Annotated in this window: 17 protein-coding genes; 8 read left to right on the forward strand and 9 right to left on the reverse strand. The window is 39.5% G+C overall.

The features are described 5' to 3' along the window. The first annotated feature begins 6 nt into the window (after window positions 1-6). Window positions 7-3762: a hybrid sensor histidine kinase/response regulator gene (locus tag XEN7305_RS22445; RefSeq protein ID WP_006511824.1), complete on the forward strand. Its 3756-nt coding sequence runs from the start codon at window positions 7-9 to the stop codon at window positions 3760-3762. Between the two features lie 22 nt (window positions 3763-3784). Then, window positions 3785-4279 carry a chemotaxis protein CheW gene (locus XEN7305_RS22450; RefSeq protein ID WP_006511825.1) on the forward strand — a complete coding sequence of 165 codons (495 nt, stop codon included), beginning with the start codon at window positions 3785-3787 and terminating at the stop codon, window positions 4277-4279. Between the two features lie 81 nt (window positions 4280-4360). Here XEN7305_RS22450 and XEN7305_RS22455 read toward each other — a convergent pair whose 3' ends face one another. The 3 genes from XEN7305_RS22455 to dxr all read right to left on the reverse strand — a co-directional run bounded on the left by XEN7305_RS22455 (window position 4361) and on the right by dxr (window position 6620). Then, complete coding sequence (locus tag XEN7305_RS22455; protein WP_006511826.1) at window positions 4361-4579, reverse strand: hypothetical protein; 219 nt, start codon at window positions 4577-4579, stop codon at window positions 4361-4363. A 92-nt stretch (window positions 4580-4671) separates the two neighbouring features. Next, a complete protein-coding gene (bchM, locus tag XEN7305_RS22460; protein ID WP_006511827.1) occupies window positions 4672-5361 on the reverse strand; it encodes a magnesium protoporphyrin IX methyltransferase in 690 nt (229 codons plus the stop codon). A 68-nt stretch (window positions 5362-5429) separates the two neighbouring features. After that, entirely contained in the window at window positions 5430-6620 is a 1191-nt protein-coding gene (gene dxr, locus XEN7305_RS22465; RefSeq protein WP_006511828.1) for a 1-deoxy-D-xylulose-5-phosphate reductoisomerase, read from the reverse strand. Between the two features lie 662 nt (window positions 6621-7282). Here dxr and XEN7305_RS22470 point away from each other — a divergent pair. Beyond that, the gene (locus XEN7305_RS22470) at window positions 7283-7570 is read left to right on the forward strand and encodes an RNA-binding protein (RefSeq protein ID WP_006511829.1); all 288 of its coding nucleotides are present in this window, start codon (window positions 7283-7285) and stop codon (window positions 7568-7570) included. A gap of 114 nt (window positions 7571-7684) precedes the next feature. Here XEN7305_RS22470 and shc read toward each other — a convergent pair whose 3' ends face one another. After that, window positions 7685-9583: a squalene--hopene cyclase gene (gene shc, locus XEN7305_RS22475; protein ID WP_006511830.1), complete on the reverse strand. Its 1899-nt coding sequence runs from the start codon at window positions 9581-9583 to the stop codon at window positions 7685-7687. Between the two features lie 177 nt (window positions 9584-9760). Beyond that, the gene (locus tag XEN7305_RS22480; protein WP_006511831.1) at window positions 9761-10645 is read right to left on the reverse strand and encodes an alpha/beta fold hydrolase; all 885 of its coding nucleotides are present in this window, start codon (window positions 10643-10645) and stop codon (window positions 9761-9763) included. A 20-nt stretch (window positions 10646-10665) separates the two neighbouring features. Here XEN7305_RS22480 and XEN7305_RS22485 point away from each other — a divergent pair, with 20 nt between their 5' ends. Further along, window positions 10666-11043: a DUF423 domain-containing protein gene (locus XEN7305_RS22485; protein ID WP_006511832.1), complete on the forward strand. Its 378-nt coding sequence runs from the start codon at window positions 10666-10668 to the stop codon at window positions 11041-11043. A 184-nt stretch (window positions 11044-11227) separates the two neighbouring features. Next, window positions 11228-12919, forward strand: coding sequence for a serine/threonine-protein kinase (locus XEN7305_RS22490; RefSeq protein ID WP_006511833.1), 1692 nt, complete (start codon window positions 11228-11230; stop codon window positions 12917-12919). Window positions 12920-12925: 6 nt separating this feature from the next. Here the strand turns inward: XEN7305_RS22490 and XEN7305_RS22495 are convergent, their stop codons facing one another. Together XEN7305_RS22495 and XEN7305_RS22500 are read right to left on the reverse strand one after the other, a co-directional pair. Then, the gene (locus XEN7305_RS22495; protein WP_006511834.1) at window positions 12926-13354 is read right to left on the reverse strand and encodes a hypothetical protein; all 429 of its coding nucleotides are present in this window, start codon (window positions 13352-13354) and stop codon (window positions 12926-12928) included. Between the two features lie 125 nt (window positions 13355-13479). Beyond that, on the reverse strand, window positions 13480-16026 hold the full coding sequence (locus XEN7305_RS22500; protein ID WP_006511835.1) for an EAL domain-containing protein: 2547 nt from the start codon (window positions 16024-16026) through the stop codon (window positions 13480-13482). A 307-nt stretch (window positions 16027-16333) separates the two neighbouring features. On the opposite strand from XEN7305_RS22500, the gene XEN7305_RS22505 reads away from it, so the two are divergent. Continuing rightward, entirely contained in the window at window positions 16334-17092 is a 759-nt protein-coding gene (locus XEN7305_RS22505; protein ID WP_006511836.1) for a DUF928 domain-containing protein, read from the forward strand. A gap of 29 nt (window positions 17093-17121) precedes the next feature. Here XEN7305_RS22505 and XEN7305_RS22510 read toward each other — a convergent pair whose 3' ends face one another. Both XEN7305_RS22510 and XEN7305_RS22515 read right to left on the reverse strand, forming a co-directional pair. Further along, on the reverse strand, window positions 17122-17865 hold the full coding sequence (locus XEN7305_RS22510) for a WecB/TagA/CpsF family glycosyltransferase (RefSeq protein ID WP_006511837.1): 744 nt from the start codon (window positions 17863-17865) through the stop codon (window positions 17122-17124). A gap of 82 nt (window positions 17866-17947) precedes the next feature. Continuing rightward, window positions 17948-18283 carry a YbjQ family protein gene (locus tag XEN7305_RS22515; protein ID WP_006511838.1) on the reverse strand — a complete coding sequence of 112 codons (336 nt, stop codon included), beginning with the start codon at window positions 18281-18283 and terminating at the stop codon, window positions 17948-17950. Between the two features lie 70 nt (window positions 18284-18353). Between XEN7305_RS22515 and XEN7305_RS22520 the strand changes: the two genes are divergently transcribed. Continuing rightward, window positions 18354-19268, forward strand: a complete 915-nt coding sequence (locus XEN7305_RS22520) for a hypothetical protein (protein ID WP_144053349.1) — start codon at window positions 18354-18356, stop codon at window positions 19266-19268. A 35-nt stretch (window positions 19269-19303) separates the two neighbouring features. Beyond that, complete coding sequence (locus XEN7305_RS22525; RefSeq protein WP_006511840.1) at window positions 19304-21751, forward strand: HD family phosphohydrolase; 2448 nt, start codon at window positions 19304-19306, stop codon at window positions 21749-21751. Window positions 21752-21769: the final 18 nt, after the last annotated feature.

Genomic DNA, 21769 nt, shown 5'->3' on the forward strand with positions numbered 1-21769 from the left:
TCTACCATGTCTCTCAATCCCGAAATTCGCGATCAAGCCTATCAATTTTTTATTGAAGAAGCACAAGAACTTTTACAAGTACTAGAAGATGGTCTACTTCATCTCCAAGAAGATCATAGTACGCCAAAAGTTCACGAATTGATGCGGGCAGCTCATTCGATCAAAGGAGGTGCTGCTAGTGTGGAATTGGATGGCATTAAAAAGTTAGCTCATCGTTTAGAAGATTTTTTTAAGGCTCTTTATAGTGACAAAGTTGAATTTGATGAACATCTAGAAAGTCTATTCCTCCAGGGATATGACTGTTTACGCAATCCGCTAAATGAACAAATTGACACGGGAGCTTTTGATGAGGAAGCAGCCCTGGCTGCTGCTGAACCCATATTTGAGCAATTAGCAGAAATTTTGGCAGAAGCGCTACAAGAAGGGGAAAGCTATATTCCCAGTGCCACAGATCTTGGGGTTGACATTGTAGCCTCAATTTTTGAAATTGATGTGGCTCAATCTTTAGATCATCTTGAGCAGGTGTTGGCTAACCCCCAAGATTTTAATATTGCTCAGGAATTGCAGACTCAGATCGATGTTTTAGCAGGTTTTGCTGAGCTTTTTAATCTCTCTGGTTTTAATGAAATTATTGAGCTGGTAAATCAGGCGTTAGCTCAAAATTCAGAACAGGCTCTTGAGATCACACAAATCTTAGTTAGGGATTGCCAATCTGCGAGGACTGCCATTTTAGAGGGCGATCGCGATCGCGGAGGTGAACCTTCTCCTGAACTGTTGACTCTGGCCTCCAATGACTCTTTGCCAGTTAATGATCAAGGAATAATTGAAGCAGGGGTATTGCCCCTTGATGATGTTTTTGGTGACGATAGTTATTCTTTTGATGCGATCGCGACATCTGAAGAAGAGGCAACTCTTAGTGACATATTTGGGGTCTCCAAAAATTTTACCGAATCTGCCCCTCAAGATTTAACCTCTGAGGGCGCTGAACCATTGCCAGCGCCATCTCTAGACGATGTCTTTGGAGATCCCGAAGGTATTTTGGCCTCCACAGAATCAGAAATTTCTGGATCATTTGACGATGCTGATCCTGAAGCTTGGGACAGCATGATATTTCAACATAAGCCTTTGCTAGGGAAACTTACAGAAGCCTCTCTAGCTGCAACTTCCGATTTGGACAATGTTTTTGGTTCGATAAATTCCCAGAAAGAGACTTCTTTGCCTGATATTCCCTCAGAAATAGCAGAATTTGCTCCCCCAGAAAACCTCGAAGCAGCAGTCCAATCAGTTGGAGAAATTTTTGACCGTTTACCGGAAATAGAAGCAGTCCCCATTAATACTCCCGAATTATATCCTCCCAGCAGCCTATCCCCAGCTAAATCAACTCCGCACAAACAAGCATCCTTAGGTAGTAATCTGACTGTCAGAGTTGATCTAGATCGTCTAGAGAGAATGAATAATCTGATTGGAGAGCTGGTAATCAATCGTAATAGTCTCTCACTACAAAATGAACAATTACAAAGTAATGTTCAAGACTTAATGGCCAAATTCACCTCTTTTCGTGCTCTGACTAGTAATTTACGGGAATTTTCCGATCAATTGCTAGTAGAAACGGAAAAATCTCCACAAAATTCCTTTCACCTTAGCCAAAATGGCTTGGCAGAATTTGATTCTCTGGAGATGGATAGTTATAGTAAATTACATCTTTTACTTCAAGAGATTCTCGAAGAGATTTTACAGCTTGAAGAAGGGGTAGATGATATTGCTCTATTTGCTCAACAATCTGATCGCACCATTAATTCACAACGCCAAATGTTGGGGCAGATGAGAGATGAAATGATGTGGGCGAGAATGTTACCTTTAGAACAAATTCTCAAACGCTTTCCTCGTACTTTACGAGATTTGTCTAATAAATATAGAAAGCCAGTGGATCTCAAAATGATAGGCACTGGAGTTTTAGTAGACAAGGCGGTGCTCGAAAAACTCTATGATCCGTTGCTCCATTTACTAAGAAATGCTTTTGATCATGGAATTGAACGTGCAGATCTGCGCCAACAACGGCGGAAACCAGAAACAGGACAAATTGAGATTCATGCCTATTATCAAGGTAATCAAACAGTTATTGAGATTAGAGATGATGGTGAGGGGTTAAACGTCCAAAAAATTGCCAAAAAGGCGATCCAGAACGGCATGATTTCTCCTGCTGAAGTTGGCTCAATCAATAATGAAAGTCTCTTTAATTTAATATTCGAGCCAGGATTTTCCACTGCCGAGAAGGTTAGTGAAGTGTCTGGGCGTGGTGTCGGGATGAACGTTGTGCGATCTCAAATAGAATCTCTGAAAGGAAACATTACTGTTCATTCCATTTCAGGTCAAGGGACTGCTTTTACTCTGCGTCTTCCTCTAACTTTAACCATTGCCAAACTATTAGTATTTTCGTTATCAGAAACTGCCTTTGCCATTCCTTCTGACAGCATCTCAGAAATTATTATTCCTCTACCCGAACAACTTAAATTATCAGGAAATCAAAGATTTCTCTTTTGGGAAGAAAATTTGGTGCCGATCTATTCTCTAGACGAAATACTGCAATATAATTGTTCAATCGCTACCAATCAGACTAGTAGTAAAGCTTTTGAATCTGTTGCTGCCCCAGAAGATTGGGCTTTGCCATTATTAGTATTACGACGAGGACAGAAATCTTTTGCCTTAGAAATCAAACGATTAATAAGTGAACAAGAACTGGTAATCAAGCCATTTAGTCAGGTGATGAAGGCTCCGCCCTATACCTATGGTTGTACTATTCTCGGAGATGGAACCTTAATTCCTGTTCTCAATGGAATGATATTAATTGACGAATTTTTAGGAGTTGCTGATAATGTAGGCGTAATTAGGAAAGAGCAAGCTCCAAATCTGGATTTGGAGCAACAAGACTGGGACTCTAATGAGGCGACTACTCAATCCTCTATGGTAAAACTCAAAACAATTATGGTTGTGGATGATTCTACGGCATTGCGAAGAACTATGGCTTTGAGTTTGGAAAAACAGGGATATAAAGTATTTCAGGCTAAAGATGGACGAGATGCTGTAGAACAATTTCGCAAGATTGTCGAACTCGATCTAATTGTTTGTGATATAGAAATGCCTAATATGAATGGATTTGAGTTTTTAGGGGTTCGACGTCGTGATTCCTCGATGAAAGAGGTTCCAGTGATCATGTTGACCTCTCGCAGTGGCAATAAACATCGAAACTTAGCAACCCAACTAGGCGCAGATGGCTATTTTACAAAGCCCTATGTAGAGCAAGAATTTCTGAAAGAGCTGAAGAATATTTTGAGTACTCAAAAAAATAAGTCCAGCAAGCTAACTTCGACTACTTCAAAAATTTTAAACAAAGTAACTATTCTAATCATAGATGATTCTTCTTCTTTACGTCGCACTATGACTTTGAGTTTAGAAAATCAAGGTTATCGAGTATTGCAAGCAAGAGATGGTCAAGAAGGATTAGCTCAAATGCGAAACAACCCTGACGTTGCCTTGGCAATTTGTGATATTGAAATGCCAAATATTAATGGGTTTGAGTTGTTAACAGCCCGTCTTCGAGAGTCGAACTTAAGGGAAATTCCGGTGGCGATACTTTCTTCTCGTAGTGGGGAAAAAAATCGCAATTTGGCAAATCAATTGGGGGCAAATGCCTACTTTAGTAAACCCTATGTGGAAAAAGAATTTTTATCGAGGATTAAAAATTTAATTAAAACAAAACAATAAACATTCAAATTATTTAAATACAATGGGAAATAAACTCTTTAATGTTTCTAAATCTGCCACAATTCTCCCCCAGGTAATTAATTCTTCATTAAAACTCGTAGTTTTTGATGTTGGCATACTAACCTTGTCATTCCCAGTTGAACAAGTAACCAAAGTCACTAAATATACTCAAACTCATGGGAGTGGATTGAGCTACGTTAATTTGACTCATTTGGAAGAACAAGAAGTTACTGTTATTGACTTGCACCAAAAGCTGTTTAAAGTCAGCCAAAACGAACTTTCTTCCGACAAGGGCTATTTTATTATTACTAGTAATACTACTGGTGATTCTTTAGGCATTAGGGTTTTGCAAACTCCTACTTTGCTGGATGTTTCATTTTCTAGAATCCGCATTTTACCTATCTCCTATCGCCATGCTGACACTTTAGAAATAGCTAGTCATGTTGCGGTTATTCCTCAAGGAGAGGAAAGATCAAAAACTATCTTTATTCTTGACGTAGATCGTTTGTGTTCATAGCCTAGACTGGCAAGCAATAGATCTAAGGCTTACCATTTTTGGGTTTTGCTACCCAAGTTGTGATATTAGTAGGTTGTGATATTAGTAGCTAGTCAACCCTTTAAAAGAATAACCAATAAAAAGTCCGATTAACAAAGCCCAAACTTGACCAGAATCAATAAAATTGTACCAAGCATCTGTCATCTGTCCTATGATATCGGCATCTTCAAAAGTTTGAGCCAATATGGTTGTGTTGGAGCTGGAATTATCAAAAGTCAGGTTTATTGTCCCATCGATTAGATGTAAATCGAAAGTTTCCATTGATTTTCCTTAATTATGAATTGCACAACCAAACTAACAAATCTAAGAAAGAACGTCTTGATAGTTTTTTAACTATTTAGATATTGGGGCAGTTAATCACGCACGGCTTCTAAAATGTCTGAATAATAGAAGCTAGTACTAGTTGCTCCTTTTCTTTCAATATGAAATCCATTATCGAGCAGAATTCGAATAATCTCTGATTCTTTATGTTGATAGGCACGAGTAGTTTTGGATGGTCCAGGAAAGAATTCACCAATTTTTTTGAGAACTACGAGAAAAAGAGTTTTGGGTGCGAAACTTAAAATCAATCGAGAATCGGCCAATGATGCTAAGTGAGAAATCATTTTGGCGGCATCTTCTGTGGGATAGTGAATCAGCACGTCTAGGCAAATGACAGTATGATACTTTCCGCTTAAAGATTCGAGATCTTGAACGGCAAAGGATATATTATCAGTGTTTCCTAATGCCAATTTAGCTTTCTGCTCCGCTTCTGTGACCATTTTTTCTGAAATATCACTAGCAGAAACTGTTGCCCCAGCTTTTGCCAGAGGAATACTGAGACTACCAACGCCACAACCTGCATCACAGACAGATATCTGAGGTAAATTACCGTCGGCTTTTAACCATTGCGTAACTGTATCGATAGTTTGTTGATGACCAAAGCGAATATCTTTTTGAACTTTATTTACTTCTTCGGTATCGCCATAGATTCTCCGCCAGCGATCGAACCCAACAGCATTAAAATAGTTTTTAACAATCGCTTTATCGTTTGCAGTGGTCATAATATGTTTTCTTTTGTTAAATTGCCCGCAAGTATTCTATCTTGTAACCTGTCTGTTAACTGCGGCAATTAATTCTTTAAATCTTTTTCTGCTTCGAGGACAGCTTTTCTTGCCCAGAGATCGCATTCGATAATGTCTTCTAAGCTAGGATTGAGATTGTTTTGACTGGACGCGCGATCGCAGACTTTCTCGATCACTTGGGGAATACCCAGAAAATCAATCTTTTCGGCCAGAAATAAAGCTACAGCCTGTTCATTCGCCGCATTCAAAATTGCCGGCATTAATCCTCCTGCTTTTCCTGCAGTATAAGCTAGCTCCATGCAGGGATATTTTTCCCGATCTGGCTCCCGAAAAGTGAGATTGCCCGCCTTAACCAAATCCAAAGGTTCCCAATCTGTATAAATTCTTTCTGGCCAGGATAGGGCATAAAGTAAAGGCAAACGCATGTCTGGCCATCCTAATTGAGCTAGCATTGAGGTGTCTTGCACTTCAATCAGAGAATGAATAATACTCTGAGGATGAATCACAATATCTATATTGTCGTAATCCATGCCAAAAAGATAATGCGCTTCGATTACTTCTAAACCTTTATTCATTAAAGTTGCAGAATCGATCGTAATCTTTTGTCCCATCGACCAATTTGGATGCTTCAACGCATCTTGCACCGTAACTGTAGCTAACTTCTCAGCAGGTAAATCACGGAAAGAACCACCAGAGGCCGTCAAAACGATTCTCCTTAAACCGCCTTCTGGGACACCTTGTAAACATTGGAAAATTGCAGAATGTTCTGAGTCAGCTGGTAATAACTTAACCCCATGTTTAGCAACTAAAGGTAAGATGACCGGCCCGCCTGCAATCAAAGTTTCTTTATTTGCTAGGGCGATATCTTTGCCTGCTTCGATCGCAGCAATAGTTGGTAATAAACCTGCACAACCAACAATCCCTGTCACGACTGTTTCCGCATCTCCATAGCGAGCAACTTCGGCAATCCCTGTGGCACCGACTAATATTTTAGGGGGATTAATCAGATCTGCGATCGCGTCCCGTAATTCTGACAATTTTTCCTCATCGGAAATAGCGACAATTTCGGGTTGAAATTTTCGAATTTGTTTAACTAATAATGTAATGTTTCGCCCTGCGGCTAATCCAACTACTCGAAATTTATCCGGGTTATGGGTAACTATATCTAAGGTCTGTGTGCCAATGGAACCAGTTGATCCCAAAATGGTAATTGCTTTTTGTTTAATAGATAATTTCACGTTAGTTATTGATATAGATTCTTTTATAGCTACTGCAAGCAGTATCTTAGATTTTGGATCTCTTTTCAAGAATTAAAAAATAAAGTTGGGGGTAGCATAAAATTCAGACAAAAAAATAACCTCGGGACGCTTATACCGAGGTTAATTCAGGAGAAATCGATTTAAATGGAAAACTTAGAAACTAAAATCAACTAGCTAACAATAACAGAAGTAAAAAGTAAAGTTGTAACCGTTAATGCAGAAGATGCGCTTTTCTGTAGCTATACTGCGCCATTAACACATGCATTTGACCGTACAGCCATTACTAATGCGTTTGTTTCACGTTCGTGATTTATTTCTTAAACAAATGTAACAAATATATTTATTTTTGTAAAGTAAATATTGACAAGCAATACCATGAAAGAAGAGGAGAGCTGGAAGAGTATTGTAAAGTCGTCTACCATAGAGGGTAAATAGCTTTCTTTTTCGATTAAGCGAGGAGATCAATAAAAATTTGCTCTTACGTTATTAGGATAAAAATGCTATGCTCGGGGCTGAGAATCAATAGATTAAAGATTAGGTTTTTTCAGTATCCGAGGTTTTTCCGTAAAGTATTGAGCTATTTCTTTTCCCATAATCTTGTCTCTCTAAACACAACATTCTAGTGAGAAGACAATTAAAATATGTCAATTTACATAGGTAATTTATCCTACGAAGTTAACCAAGAAGACTTAAATGAAGTCTTTACCGAGTATGGAACTGTTAAACGAGTTCATGTTCCAACTGATCGTGAGACAGGTCGCGTTCGTGGTTTTGCTTTTGTCGAAATGGAGTCGGAAGCCGACGAAGACAAAGCAATTGCCGCTCTAGACGGAGCGGAATGGATGGACCGTGAGCTAAAAGTTAATAAAGCTAAGCCTCGTGAGGACAGAAGCTCATTTGGTGGTGGGCGCAGAAAAAACCGCTTCTAAGCTAAGTTTTAAAGTCCCATAGAAACATAAAAGCTTCTGGGAATCAAGTAGATTAATTCTGCACATTCTCCTGGGAGTTTTTTTTGCTTGATTAGCGCGTGCTATCCTATCTTTCTAGTGACTTTGAGCATATCTTCCCAATGCCATTAAGGGAAAATATTGCTGGTAAAGATGATATTTCAAATAAAAATGACAAGGGAAACCCGTACCTGTAAATTCATCTTCATTCCATGTTCCATCATCACGCTGGGTTTTAATTAAATAATCTATCCCCTTTGCGATCGCATTTTCTCCATTAAAATCAGGAGCAGCTAATAAGCCAATTAAGGCCCAAGCAGTTTGCGAAGCTGTACTGACCCCCTGACCTTTCAAACTGGAATCATTATAACTACGACAGGTTTCTCCCCAACCGCCATCAGGATTTTGACAAGTTGTTAACCAGGCCGCACCGCGATTAATATTTTCTTGATATTTTTGAGGATCAAGAGCTTCTAGGGCGCATAATGCAATACTTGTCCCATAGATATAGTTGACTCCCCAACGACCAAACCAGCTACCATCAGCTTCTTGTTCATTTAGTAAAAACGCGATCGCTTTTTCGGCTTGCTCTTCAGGTATTGGCAGTTGGCAAAGACCAATCATTTCTAATACTCTAGCTGTTACATCAGCTGTATTGGGGTCGATAGTTGCTTTTAAATCACTATAGGGCAGCAAGTTCAACCAGTCTTGATCATTATTGATATCAAAAGCAGCCCAGCCTCCTGCTTGACATTGCATCGATAACATCCAGTCTAAACAACGAGCGATCGCTTTTTGCTTGAGCATCTCATCAGGAAGTTTAACTAGATCTAATCCCATGACCACCACCGCAGAATCGTCTAGGTCAGGATAGAAACGATTGTCAAATTCAAAAGCCCAACCTCCAGGGGTTGCTTGGCTATTTTTTACGATCCAATCCCCATAATCGAGGATTTGTTTATCGAGTAACCATTCTCCAGCCTTGACCAATGCAGGATGGTCAGAGGGAAAACCTGATTCGGCAAAAGCTCGTAAACACCAGGCGGTATCCCAAACGGGAGAAATACAGGGTTGAATTCGATAACTATCTTCCGTTTCGATCGCGAAATTATCAACCGCGACTAAACCTCTTTGAATAATAGGATCATCGACATCATATTCTAAGCATCGTAAACCTAGCAAGGAATTCAACATTGCGGGGATAATGCCACCCCAATCTCCTGTAGCTTCTTGTCTTTCGAGAATCCATTTTTCCGCAGCTTTTAATCCTTCTTTGCGGAAGGGTACTAAATTGAGAGTTTCTCCCAACTTGAAAAGATGATCGAGACCAATAAAAATATCTGTCCAGTCATTATTTTGCGGCAACTCGTAGCGAACATTGTCTATGCTCTCGGTATATAGTTCGTCTAAGCTAATCTTGGGATTGATATCGAAAACGGGTTTTTTATCAAAGACGATTAATAACGGAACAGTGCTACCTCGCGCCCAACTCGACATTTCATAAATAGTAAAGGGCGATTCTTTGGGCAGCAACATCACCCAAGCAGGCAGCGAAGGTATTCCTTCCCAACCATAACAACCAATTAAGGCTAAATGGAGTTTAGTAAAAATCCGAGATTTGCTAATGCCTCCGCGTTGTAAAATAAATTTTTTTGCTTTGACTAAGGCTGGATCTTCCTTGGGCACTCCTAATAGTCGCAATGCCATGTAGGCTTCCACTGAAACACTTAGCTCACCACCATCACCGTAAAATAGCTCCCAACCACCATGATCTCGTTGCTGCGATCGCAAATAGCTGGCAGACTTCTCTAAAGGACGGGTGGCATCGGTTCCCCAGATCTTATGCAAAAGAACCATTTCTGAGGTGATACTGGCATTCGATTCTAGTTCTGCCCACCAATAACCATCGGGATATTGAATTGAGAGTAGATATTCTTGACTAAGAGCGATCGCTTTTTGGACTGGGACTTGATAAACTTCTGTTGGAAGAGGCATACATTAATAAGGAAAGGGTAATGTGTCAATAATTCTCGTTTAGGGCAATAGGGAGGTAGGGAATTAGGGAAATTAGCTATTATTATTACCCAACGGTGCGCGTTCTCTAAAACCCCAAGTCCCAACTTGTTCAGTGATATTATAATCGTCCAGGATCTGTAGATTGCGCGATGTTGTTCAAAAATTATTTAATTCTCTCAAGGCCTTGTGTAATTGAGCCGCATGTAACCAACCGACATAACCACCATAAAGAATTTTCTCTTCGCGATCGCAGACAAAAACATGATCGACTCTAGCAGGGCTTGTCCACGTACGAATCTGAATTCCTTCAGATAAGACTAACTGAATTTGCGATCGCGAAAAATTTCGATAATGAGCGTCAGTCATTCCCGGTACTTGTTGTAAATATTGAATAATTCTCGTTGCCAAATTATTGGCTGGAGCTTTAGCTATTTGGGGATTGCGCCAAAATTCTTGGATAATGGGGATTAATTTCTGATTACTTTTCAGTCCTACATGAGCAGCACCCCGAAGACAGATAAACTGGGAATGAGCAAATTTGGTGTTCTCAACTGTTACCATGCCATCAGTTCCGAAGCCCAGATCTCCTGCGATCGCTAAAGTGGGAATCTGTTGAGCAATCCTAGTCGCAGTTTCTCGGCGGTTTCTCCCCAAATCCCGAGCCATACCAATTCCAATTCCGAGAGGATCAATCATTCTGGCAAGATGAGAACCACCGATCGGCGAGCCGATGACAACTAAAGAATGGACGCGATGCCATAGTTCGGGATGACGATGGAGCAATTCAATGCAGATTAGTCCGCCCATAGAATGACCAATCATTCGCAGAGAAATCTTAGGGTAGTTCTTGATAGTTTCTAGGGTAATTTGTTCTAATTGCTTAATTAAGGGTTCGATACGCCAATAGGTTTTCAAGATCCCTAAACTCGGTGCAATTACCAATGCCTCTGTAGTTACCATTGCGCGGGCTAAGTTCCCAATATCATGACCGTCATCTGACCAACCATGTTGGGCTAATATAATACAATCTGGGTTGTTCATTCTTTATCTGACTAACAATTATGACTAAAATCTTTTTGGCGATCGCCGGATTCTTGGGAGCCTTATCAGTCGCATCAGGAGCTTTTGCCACCCATGCTCTCAAGGATAGTTTAACCGTCAAAGCTTTAGCAATTTGGGAAACAGCAACCAAATACCAGATGTATCATGTCCTAGCCCTGATGTTGGTCGCTTTATTATTAACCCGCACTGAAATTCCCGTTTCATCTTTAGTGATTGCGGGTTGGGCTTTTATTATCGGAATAGTGATATTTTCCGGCAGTCTCTATGCTCTTAGTCTCAGTAATATTAAATGGCTGGGTGCGATCACTCCCTTAGGTGGCTTAGCCTTTATTGTGGGCTGGCTCTCCATCGCGATCGCAGCCTGGGGTATTAAATAATTTGTATGTTATTTTCTATTGTGATTAGTCTAATCCGGAAACAAACATCCATAAGTTAGCATCTTAAAGATATAAGCCAACTGACTAAGTCCTGATTATCTCGCTTGGAATTATCCCACGAAGATGGAACAGGACGAATGAGGATAACTGATAACTGTTCACTGAATAACTGTTCACTGAAAAAATGCTGCTAAATGATCGCTATCGCATTCTAGACACCTTAGGGAGAGGAGGCTTTGGGGAGACTTATCTTGTAGAAGATAGACATTTGCCTTCGAAGAGAAAATGCGTTCTCAAACAACTTAATCCCATTGTCGAACAATCAGAAACTCCCTCTTGGATGAAAGAGAGATTTCAAAGGGAAGCAGCGATTCTCGAAGAGCTAGGTGACGAAAGTAAGCAAATTCCCCGTCTTTATGCCTACTTTGCCGAAGAAGGAAAGTTTTATTTAGTGCAAGAATGGATTGAAGGGGAAACCCTAGCCCAAAAACATCAAAGACAAGGCAATCTCAACTCTCAGCAAGTACAAGCAATTTTAGCTCAACTCTTGCCAGTTCTCGATTTTCTCCATCAGCGTCAGATTATCCATCGAGATCTTAAACCAGAAAACATCATCTTACGGCAGAGCGATCGCTTGCCTGTTTTGATTGATTTTGGTGCGGTCAAAGAGGCAATGTCAACCCAAGCTAATCACAGCAATAATAGCAGTCTATCGATTTCCATTGGCACCCCTGGTTATATGGCTTCAGAGCAGGCAGCAGGTCGTCCAGCCTATTCTAGTGATCTCTATAGTTTGGGATTGACCGCTATTTTTCTGCTCACAGGAAAATCACCTCAAGACTTAGAAACTGATCCAGAGACAGGAGAGATAATTTGGCAAGAATATGCAAAAAATCTTGATCCTAAATTGGTTTTAGTATTAGACAAAGCAATCCAGTTTCATCCTCGCGATCGCTTTAACTCCGCCGCCGCCATGTTATCTGCCCTCGACAACAGGCAGAAATCCCATCCCACAGTGCAGGTTGCCCCCGCAGTATCCCATCGTGAGCAGCATAGTTATGCTGGAACAGTTCACTATGAAAATCATACTGAGCAATCAAGAACAGGAAGTAATCGATTAGTCAAAATATTTCTCTTTTTACTAACATTAGCCGGATTAGGAATTGGAACTTTCGCCGTTGGCTTTACTCTCATTGCCAATCTGTTGCCCTCATTTCAAAAATCTTCACCTCAAGCTCAAGTAGAACCTGATGATTCTAGCCGTAGACCGATTCTATTTCCTTCGAGAAATGAGGAGAAAATAGAAATCAGTGAAGAGGAACCAGAAGTTCTAGAGGATAACGCTAAAACAGAATCGGAAATAAAAGAAAGGAAAATAGAAATAGAAAAAATTGCTAAAGCAAGAAAAGAAGAATCTATCGAGCAACCAAAAACTCCTGACGTTTTTGTGCAAACCCAACCCAACCCAGAATCGCCCTCTGCAACAGATAAGCCTATTTTAACCACAGGAGTCTCTGAAGCTCAATTAGTTAGCACTCTAGGAAAACCGACATCTCAAAGAACAGATTTTCGAGAAAACAGTAAAGTCCTGGAATATCGTGATTCTGAAACAGATAAACTTAATTCGCGCTATAAGGCTAATACATCAGGGAAGATTTATTACACAGAGGTCATTTTAGATTCCTCTAATAGTCTTGGTCAAATGCAGACAGCTTTAGACCAACTACTAGGAAACAATAATTCTGCATCTATCAAAGATAAACTCAGAGCAGTTTATAATCGCACATGGCAATCAAGTTTTTTTAAAGTGGGAAATCTAGAAGGGAAAATAGAACGAGATTCTAAAGATAGAATCAGCATCTCAGTTCAAGAATAAGGTTTTTTAACTCGATTGCTCCTGAAATAATTCAAAGACCTGACGGGAAAATAACTTTAATTTGTTTTCTATCTCGTCTTTGGGTTTATATTCCCCTAACAATTGCCAATTGTCTACGGTCGAGAACCGCCAGGCTTGGCCCACATGACTAAACCCCCCAGTTTCTAACCCAATTAATTTTTCTGTCTTGTCTAGCGGATCTGTATAGAAACGAATCTGTACCAAAATGCTATTGCATTGAATACGAGGACTCCAACCGGGAAAATGAAAGCCAATATCTATCGAATCAGGATCTACCAATTCTTGGGTGTCAGGGTCATTCTTCCAAGGCTTGAGGTCAACTTTGACATCAGGAAATTGGGTTTTAAAAAGATTGACCACCGAGGCAATTTTAGTTGTGACATCCAATCCTCTAGCTCTTTCTGATGCATTCAAGTTGACTACCCTCCCAATATAATATGAATATGTTTATATTATATTATGGTCAGTTAGATCAATAAAGTAGCTAAATATCCAAATGTTCTCAAAATTCCTCTTCTTTAAAAATGATTGAAGAGTCATTAAGATTGAGAGAAGAGCCATTCAGGAATTTTGTCTGCTGGTAAAGGCTTAGCAAATAAATATCCTTGCCCATATTCACAATCCAAATTTTCCAGAAGATATTGTTCTTCTTCTGTTTCAATGCCTTCGGCAATCACATCCATTCCCAGCTTATGAGCCAACAAAACAATCGTGCTGACAATTTCTAAATTTTTGGCACCTTTGCTCATATTGCTGACAAAAGAGCGGTCTACTTTTAAGGTGTCCATGGGAAATTGATGAAGATAACTAAAAGAAGAAAATCCTGTGCCAAAATCATCCATACTGAGACGCAGACCAAGAGCTTTGAGACGATTTAACATCACGATCGCATCTTGAACATTATCCATCACCATGCTTTCTGTGATTTCTAATTTAAGATTTTGATAATTTATATGGGTAATCTCCAGAATTTCCTCAATTTTTTCTACTAGATTAGGTTGATTGAACTGTCGTCCCGAAAGATTCACACTGATAAAGAGATTGGAATATTCAGGAAACTTTTGCTGCCAAGAATGCATTTGAGTGCAAGCCTCCTGGAAAATCCACTCTCCCAAAGGGATAATGGCTCCTGTCTCTTCGGCAATAGGAATAAATTCCCCAGGGGAAATAAAGCCTTTTGAGGGCGAAATCCAACGAACCAATGCTTCAAACCCAGCGACTTTATGGGTTTTTAGCGAGATAATTGGTTGATAGTACAATTGGAATTCCTTCTTGGCGATCGCACGATATAAATCGGTTTCCAATTCCAAGCGGATTAATGCTTGTTGATGCATTTTTTTCGCAAATATTTCATAGCGAATTTTTCCCGAAGCCTTCGCTTTATACATTGCTGTTCGAGCGGAACGGAGAATATTTTCAGCAACAAACTCTTGGCTAATATCATTAATGGCAATTCCAATTGTCACCGAATTAAGAATTTCTCGCTTCTGAAAACTAAAAGGAACAGTCAGGATTTCCTGCAATTTGCTGGCAAATTTAACCGCTATTGCCGGATCTTCATCAATTATCGTCGCGATCGCAAATTCATCGCCTCCCACTCTGGCTAATAACTCTTCTGAACTAAGATACTCCTGAAGATGTTGTGTCGTAGCTCGTAATAATTGATCTCCTGCTTGATATCCCAAACCATCATTGATTAGTTTAAAACGATCTAAATCTAAACAAAAAACCACAATCGACAGAGAAGAATTTGGTTGGAGATATTTGTGATTAAGTCTTTTTAATTGTTGAGTAAATAATGTTGAATTCGGTAAAGAAGTTAAGGAATCATACAATGTGTTGTAAAGCACCTTATAAGTCCAGATAAGACCCACTGTGAGAACCAAGCTCAACAGAGAAGGGACTAAGGGAATCCATCCCCCAACCAGAAAAATAGACATACAGGAGACATATAGTAAGCTACTGGTCACAATAGTTGTTAAACCAACAGATAATGGATGCCGCAACTTTATAGAGATTGCTAATCCCACCAAAGACCAAACCCAAATCCATAAAATTTCTACTCCTTCAGACCAAAACCAAATGGGGGTTGATTCCCCCAGGACTAAACTGATTAATTGACTGACCATCTGGGCATGGGCCAACACTCCAGGCATCGTAGCTTGCTCACCCTCATAAGGAGTATAAAAGAAATCTTTGATACTCGGAGCAGTAGTTCCAATAATTACGATCTTGTCTTTAACTAAATCAGAACTGAGTTTTCCTTCGAGTGCTTCTGTTAAGGTTACCCTTGGCGCAATTATTGGTGATTGATAATCAATGAGAATTTGCCATCCCAAAGCTTCCGTTGAATGCATTCGGTAGCCACCAGAATTAGAGTGCAAGCGAGGCAAAATAGTATTGCCAATAGATAAAGAATCAATAGATTCTGTAATTTCTAAATTCCCTGCCAACTCAGGTAAATCTTGAAGGTACTCTAAACTCAAACGGAAAGCAAAAGAATATAGTTGTTTTTCTCCCAAACGAGCATACATTAAATTTCTGCGTAAAATGGAATCTTGATCTAAAACTACATCGTTAAATCCCACTTTTGATGGAGGAACAACTGTCGGAGGAGGTACTTGATTTTCTTCATTTCCCAAATATTCAATTGCAATTAAATTGTCGGCTTGTAATTGCTGATGTAAGCTGGCTGTCCCTGGAGGATAGGTAATATCCCGATATAAATCAAATCCTATTACTTTAGGTTGGTATTTTTGAATTTCTGCCAATAATTTGGCAATCGTTTGATCGTCAATGGGCCAACGCCTTTGATTCTTAATATCGAGATCAGTAATTTCTACTAAAAGTAATCTCTTATCAAGTTGATCATTGCTCTTTATCCGAACCATTGCATCATAAGCAAATAATTCTAAACTCTGTAGCCCTCCCCATTGCTTAACTCCAATTATCATTGTTGTTACCAAGAAACTAGTTAAGAATATTGGTAGAGTATATTTTCGGGAAAGACCATTGTTTTTCGCTAAATCGTTATAGCTTTTATGGTAAAAAGATTTAGCTTTATTGATTATGTCAAATAACGCCATAATATACTCAATAATGATAGTAAGGTATGCTGTATAGATTTAGTGGCTGTAAAATTACGGATTAATTGATTTAAAAATAGTCAAGCTATTCAGTATTTTTTGGGGTAATGCATTTTATAACTGCAAAATATTTATTATATCTTCATCGCTAATTATTGGCTTATTAGTAGACATTTTTAAGCAAAAAACATAACATGAAGACATATAAATTAAACAACTAGTCATCAGAGACCATATCTTGAAAAAAATAAGGATTTTTTTGACTTCATGAACATGAAACATTATTAGTAATTTGAACTTGTAAACAATGTTAAACACAAAAAATAAAACTAGCAAAGTTATTGGGATATCTAGTTTTATAGCTATCTGGAGTTTGGTGAGTTTTACTGCGATCGCTCAAACCCCAGAGGTTACTAAATCTAATGAATCAAAAACTGCTGAAGTCCATGGCTTACCTAGTAATCGTGAAGCTGGAGGCAGTCGAGGTAATTGCGATATTACAGCCCAAAATAATCTTGATGACCCCATAGCTCTAATTCCAGACAGTTCGGTAAACATCACAGCATCCATTTCTCCCAAGCTATTTTTCTATGTCCCACAAACCAAAGAACAAAAGACTATAGAATTTGTGCTTCGAGATCAAAACGACCAACTAGTACATGAGGTATTCCTCCAAAAAACTAGTCAAGGAGGAATTATGAATGTGGAGATTCCTCAGGATGTCAGTGAGGGTTTGGGGCAATCTGATTCCAACTATCGCTGGTATTTATCTCTGATTTGCGACAATCAAAAACGTGCTCGCGATTTAGTCCTGGAAGGATGGATTAGCTATGTAGAACTAGATAATTCTGTTAAACAAAAACTAGAAGCCTCTACCTCAGCAGAACAAGCTGACTTTTATCAAAAAGAGGGGATTTGGTATGATGCCTTGTCAGCAGTCGCAGAGGATACAACTCAATTCGCGAATCCTGCTGCAACAGAAAAATGGTCACAAATGCTCGAATCTATTGGCTTGGAGAAATTGTCTGCACAACCTTTTATTGACGGCGAAATTATCAAGCAGTAACTAAGTAACTGGTCTGAAGTTGGTTCAACTTATTTACCTAATAGGGAAAGGAACAAAAACTTGGGTAACACCAACATTCTTTTCCAGCGCCAAGGTTCTTGATAAAGACGATAAGACCATTCCAAATTGTTATTTCTCAACCATAAAGGGGCGCGAGTCTTATTTCCCGCCCAAATATCAAAGCTACCACCAACACCAATCCAGATCGAATTGGGACATAAATGGCGATACTTCTGAATCCAAAGTTCTTGACGGGGAACGCCTAACCCAACAAATATCAATGGAGGTTGGGCTGCTTGTAGACTTTTGAGCCATTGTTGTTCTTGTTCTCCAGATAGATAACCATGTTGTTGCATGATTGAAAGTCTGGGGATTTTTTGTTGCCATGTTTCAGCAGCAAGCTCTGCTACTCCTGGTTTTCCACCGTAAAAACAAATCAACTCAGGGTTTGAATTCTTTTCCAATCGATTTAGAAGCGATTCTGCTAGTTCAATTCCTGGACAGCGATTTTGTTTAATCCCATGTAAACGCAGATACAAAACCACTCCTGCACCGTCGGGAACCACCAAATTAGCTTGGCGAATAATTGAGGCCAGATTAGAATCAGCTTCTGCCAGCATTGTCATTTCTGCATTAATCGTAACGACATGAGTGCCTATTTGCTGTTTTAATCTCTCTTCTAGCCAGTCTATATAGTCATCAAGCAAATGTACGGGCAAATTGAAAAGGGAAAATACTTGTGGTTCGGGGAGTTTATTGTTTAGTTGGAGCATTGTAACAAAAATTAATATATTATCCAGATATAAAGATTAACGGCTGGCAGAACTCTTGTTTGACAAGACAATAACAATTATTTTAGTTTCTCGGTTCTAATTGTACAGCTGTTCCTGTCGCTGTAATCAAAAAGAGAACTCCCTTTTCGTCCGGGTTAATAGTGCCAGTATCAACTTTGATGCCAATTACACCATTAGCTGCTAATTTTTGAGCCTGTTTCTCCAGCTTTTTGATAGCCTCTAATTGTCCTTTTTCAAAAACCTTTTCATAACTGCCTGTTCGCCCACCAATTACATCTCTAATTCCAGCAAATAAATCCCTAATAGCATTTGTGCCATAAACAACTTCAGCTGTCACAATACCTAAATATTCTTTGATCTCATAACCTTGAGCTGTGTCGGTAGTGGTAGTTAGCATTTAAAGTAAGATGTTACCTGATAACTTATCCTTTGATGAATATTATCATAGCCAACTAAATGTAAAAATTATGCGTTATTCCCTTCAAGAAAGATTCTTAGGAGCTTTTTTTGGCAGTGTTATTGGAGAACAATGGCAGCATCAAGATATTCAAGAAAAAATATCGACGGAGAAACTTAAGCCTGAGCAGACTCCTTGGCTCGCAGTTCATCAAAAACTTGTGGCTCAAATACCTTTATCTTGGGATCTCTCGTTATCTTGGGAAAATTGGGAACTTAATAGGGCAAAAAAACTCACAAGCTCAGAAATAGCTATAGCTCTTTTACCAATTATTCTCTACTATCATGACAATCTGACCCAATTAGAGTTTTTGCTACAGCAGGTCATTCAGGATTGGAAAATTCCCCTATCAAATATTCATGGCCTTTTATTGTGGAGTACGGGTATTTCTTTGGCCTTGAGGGAAAAGATAGCTCCAGAATATTTATGGAAACAGCTAAGTGTTAATAGCAAATTTTTTGCCAGTTCTGCTCCTTATAAGTTAGAAAACTTACAAACATTATTTGATAGGGGGTTAAGCATTACAGAAGTGACAGAAGAACTGTCTTTGGTTGTTTCTCAAGATATGTTACCTTTTCTATTGTCTTTATACTGCTTTTATCAGACTCCAGAAAATTTTCTTTTAGCAATCAAACAAGCATTCAGAGTTGATAATACGGTATCTGGTCTAATGGCTTTAACAGGTTGTCTGTCGGGAGCGCATAACAGCAGAATCGGCTTGCCTGTGAATTGGGAAAAATTGTGTCAACGGGAAAACGACTACCAAAAAATTTGGCAACTAGCTAGCCGGGTTTTTGCGACCTGGTCGGGAGTATATTTGCCAGGAAATAATGTTACGATCTCGGCTGTAGTGTCAACTCCCCAGACTTTCCAAACTCGTTCCAATTTGAAAATTATTTCCCAAAAAGAGTATGAATTACAATAGTTACAGTCTATTTCAGCTTTAAAGAGTATTCGCAAATGATTAAAAGCTGGCATTTATTAACTAAAAAAATCGACTTATGGCAACGCAAATGCAGACAGCGATTGAATTTTCTTTGGTTCACTAAAAATAATCGGCAAATTAGGAAAATCTCAGCAATTGTCAAGGATTTTAGTGGCTCCAATCTTCAATCTTCTAAACGGCAAAGTATTAAGTTGCATTATTCTCTGGCAATGCTAATCTTTGCCTTGGTGGCTTTGACTAGTGTGGTGGGTTATCGCTTCTACAATCAACCACAACTTACCGTCGGCAAAATCTCTCCCATCAAGATTGAAGCGCCTTGGGATGACGAATTTGAAGATACCAAAACGACTTTGGCAAGACGCAAAGAGGTGCAACGGGGGATTGTGCCAATACTTAGACAAGACAAAGAAATTACAGAACAGATTAGACTTCAACTTGCTAAGTATTTAGAGCGCATTGAACAGTTAAGAGTTCAGAACCAACCATTTCCTTTTTTTAATAGCAAGATTATTTCTTTGCCTAGTCAACAATATCTTCGCTCTTGTTCCTCGGCAGAATTCCAAGCTATTTTAAAGTCTCTTGAGCCTCGTCAAAATATTGCTTTTTCCCAGTTTCCCAACTTTTTAACGCTTAATGTTCAGCAGCAGCAGGCTCTAGAACAACTAAGAAGATATCAAAAAGCCGTTTCTAGACCGCAATTCAAGAAGTTAATTGCTCAAGTTGATGAGGTTCGTTCGCGTTATGTTCAAGGGCTTAAAAAGTTTCGAGCGAAACCAATCCCCAGCTTTGATGATCGCGACTTAGCGGCTTTTTTAACTCTCAGTAACCAAGAATGGGTGGTGACTAAAACTTCTATTGAGGGGGCGACAGAAAGAATTATTGCCCAAGGCATTGCTCCTGGTACTCCTCGATATTTGCTCTCCTCGGCAGTGGCACTACAGTTGGGAACCCAAATTCCTAAGTCGGTATCTCCGTTGGTTAACAGTTTATTATTGAATGTTTTACAACCAAATTTACAGGAAAATCGCGAAGCAACCCGGGAGTTGGCAGAAAAAGCAGCCCAGGAGATTGCTCCTGTTATGGTGGCTATTAAAAAAGGTCAAATAATTGTTGATGCTGGAGACAAGATTTCTCAAGCTGATTTTGTACTCCTTGATGGTTTTGGCTTAAGCCGTCGCGGGATTAATTGGTTGGGATTAAGGTTATCTGCAATCTTGGTGCTCTCGGTGATTGGGGTTTTTGTGCTAGTTCAAAGGCAAATTTATCCGGCGATTCGTCGTCGTGATTATTTGTTAGTCTGTTTGCTGAGCGTGAGCGCTCCCCTGCTCAGTATTTTTAATGTTGCTCATACTAATTTGGCGGCAATAGGTCTTTTCGTTAGTAGCTTTTATAATCCTTTGTTGGCAATTTGTCATGTTTCATTGTTGACGATTTTGGTTACCTGGAGCCAATCCGGTTGGGGTTGGGAATATTTGATTGCCGGTAGTGCGGGGGGTTTGTTGGCAGCGGCGATCGCAGGGACTGTGCGATCGCGAGAGGCGATGGCTCGTTTGGGCGTGGTTGTCGGTTTGACCCAAGGAGTTGTTTATTTACTAACAACTCTGATTCTCAGTGCTAGTGCGGCAACTATTTGGTTAGCAGTCTTACCTGGAGCAATTATTCATGGTTTATGGGGCGTTGCTTGGTGCATTGTTGCGATCGGCATCTCACCCTATCTAGAAAGATTTTTTGATCTCATTACCCCGATTCGTTTGGCAGAATTGTCCAATCCTAATTTACCTTTACTCAAGCGATTGGCAACAGAAGCTCCAGGGACTTTTCAACATACGATGTTTGTTTGCTGCCTAGCAGAATCCGCAGCAAGAAAGCTCAACTGTAATGTGGAGCTCGTCAGGGCCGGAACTTTGTACCATGATATTGGCAAGATGCATGATCCTTTAGGTTTTATCGAAAATCAGATGGGAGGCCCCAATAAACATGATGAAATCAATAATCCTTGGGTGAGCGCAGAAATTATCAAAAAACATGTCAGTGAAGGATTAGTTATGGCAAAAAAATATGGTTTGCCTCAAGCAATTCGGGATTTTATTCCTGAACATCAAGGTACTTTGTTGATTGCCTATTTTTATCATCATGCCAAACAAAATAATCAAATAGGAGACGAGCCAATTTTAGAAGCTGATTTTCGCTATGATGGCCCAATTCCTCAGTCTCGTGAAGCAGGGATTATGATGTTAGCCGATGGTTGTGAAGCTGCATTGCGATCGCTTAAGGATGCAACTCCTGAACAAGCTTTATCGACAATCAAGAAAATTTTTAAGGCTCGCTGGAAAGATGACCAACTAGTAGATAGTGGCTTGAGCTACGATGAATTGCGTATCATTGCTGATGTTTTTGTCCAAGTTTGGCAACAATTTAATCACAAGCGAATAGCTTACCCTAAAGGTGCGCTTAATAACTAACTTTGCTCAGGCTTCGCT

This window comes from Xenococcus sp. PCC 7305 (assembly GCF_000332055.1).
Classification (GTDB): Bacteria; Cyanobacteriota; Cyanobacteriia; order Cyanobacteriales; family Xenococcaceae; genus Xenococcus.

Coding starts and splice junctions, on each gene's coding strand:
- XEN7305_RS22500 (WP_006511835.1), bottom strand. CDS start 16,026: ATGGCGTTATTTGACATAATCAATAAAGCTAAATCTTTTTACCATAAA.
- XEN7305_RS22490 (WP_006511833.1), top strand. CDS start 11,228: ATGCTGCTAAATGATCGCTATCGCATTCTAGACACCTTAGGGAGAGGA.
- XEN7305_RS22485 (WP_006511832.1), top strand. CDS start 10,666: ATGACTAAAATCTTTTTGGCGATCGCCGGATTCTTGGGAGCCTTATCA.
- XEN7305_RS22470 (WP_006511829.1), top strand. CDS start 7,283: ATGTCAATTTACATAGGTAATTTATCCTACGAAGTTAACCAAGAAGAC.
- XEN7305_RS22525 (WP_006511840.1), top strand. CDS start 19,304: ATGATTAAAAGCTGGCATTTATTAACTAAAAAAATCGACTTATGGCAA.
- XEN7305_RS22515 (WP_006511838.1), bottom strand. CDS start 18,283: ATGCTAACTACCACTACCGACACAGCTCAAGGTTATGAGATCAAAGAA.
- XEN7305_RS22445 (WP_006511824.1), top strand. CDS start 7: ATGTCTCTCAATCCCGAAATTCGCGATCAAGCCTATCAATTTTTTATT.
- bchM (WP_006511827.1), bottom strand. CDS start 5,361: ATGACCACTGCAAACGATAAAGCGATTGTTAAAAACTATTTTAATGCT.
- XEN7305_RS22520 (WP_144053349.1), top strand. CDS start 18,354: ATGCGTTATTCCCTTCAAGAAAGATTCTTAGGAGCTTTTTTTGGCAGT.
- XEN7305_RS22480 (WP_006511831.1), bottom strand. CDS start 10,645: ATGAACAACCCAGATTGTATTATATTAGCCCAACATGGTTGGTCAGAT.
- XEN7305_RS22505 (WP_006511836.1), top strand. CDS start 16,334: ATGTTAAACACAAAAAATAAAACTAGCAAAGTTATTGGGATATCTAGT.
- shc (WP_006511830.1), bottom strand. CDS start 9,583: ATGCCTCTTCCAACAGAAGTTTATCAAGTCCCAGTCCAAAAAGCGATC.
- XEN7305_RS22450 (WP_006511825.1), top strand. CDS start 3,785: ATGGGAAATAAACTCTTTAATGTTTCTAAATCTGCCACAATTCTCCCC.
- XEN7305_RS22455 (WP_006511826.1), bottom strand. CDS start 4,579: ATGGAAACTTTCGATTTACATCTAATCGATGGGACAATAAACCTGACT.
- XEN7305_RS22510 (WP_006511837.1), bottom strand. CDS start 17,865: ATGCTCCAACTAAACAATAAACTCCCCGAACCACAAGTATTTTCCCTT.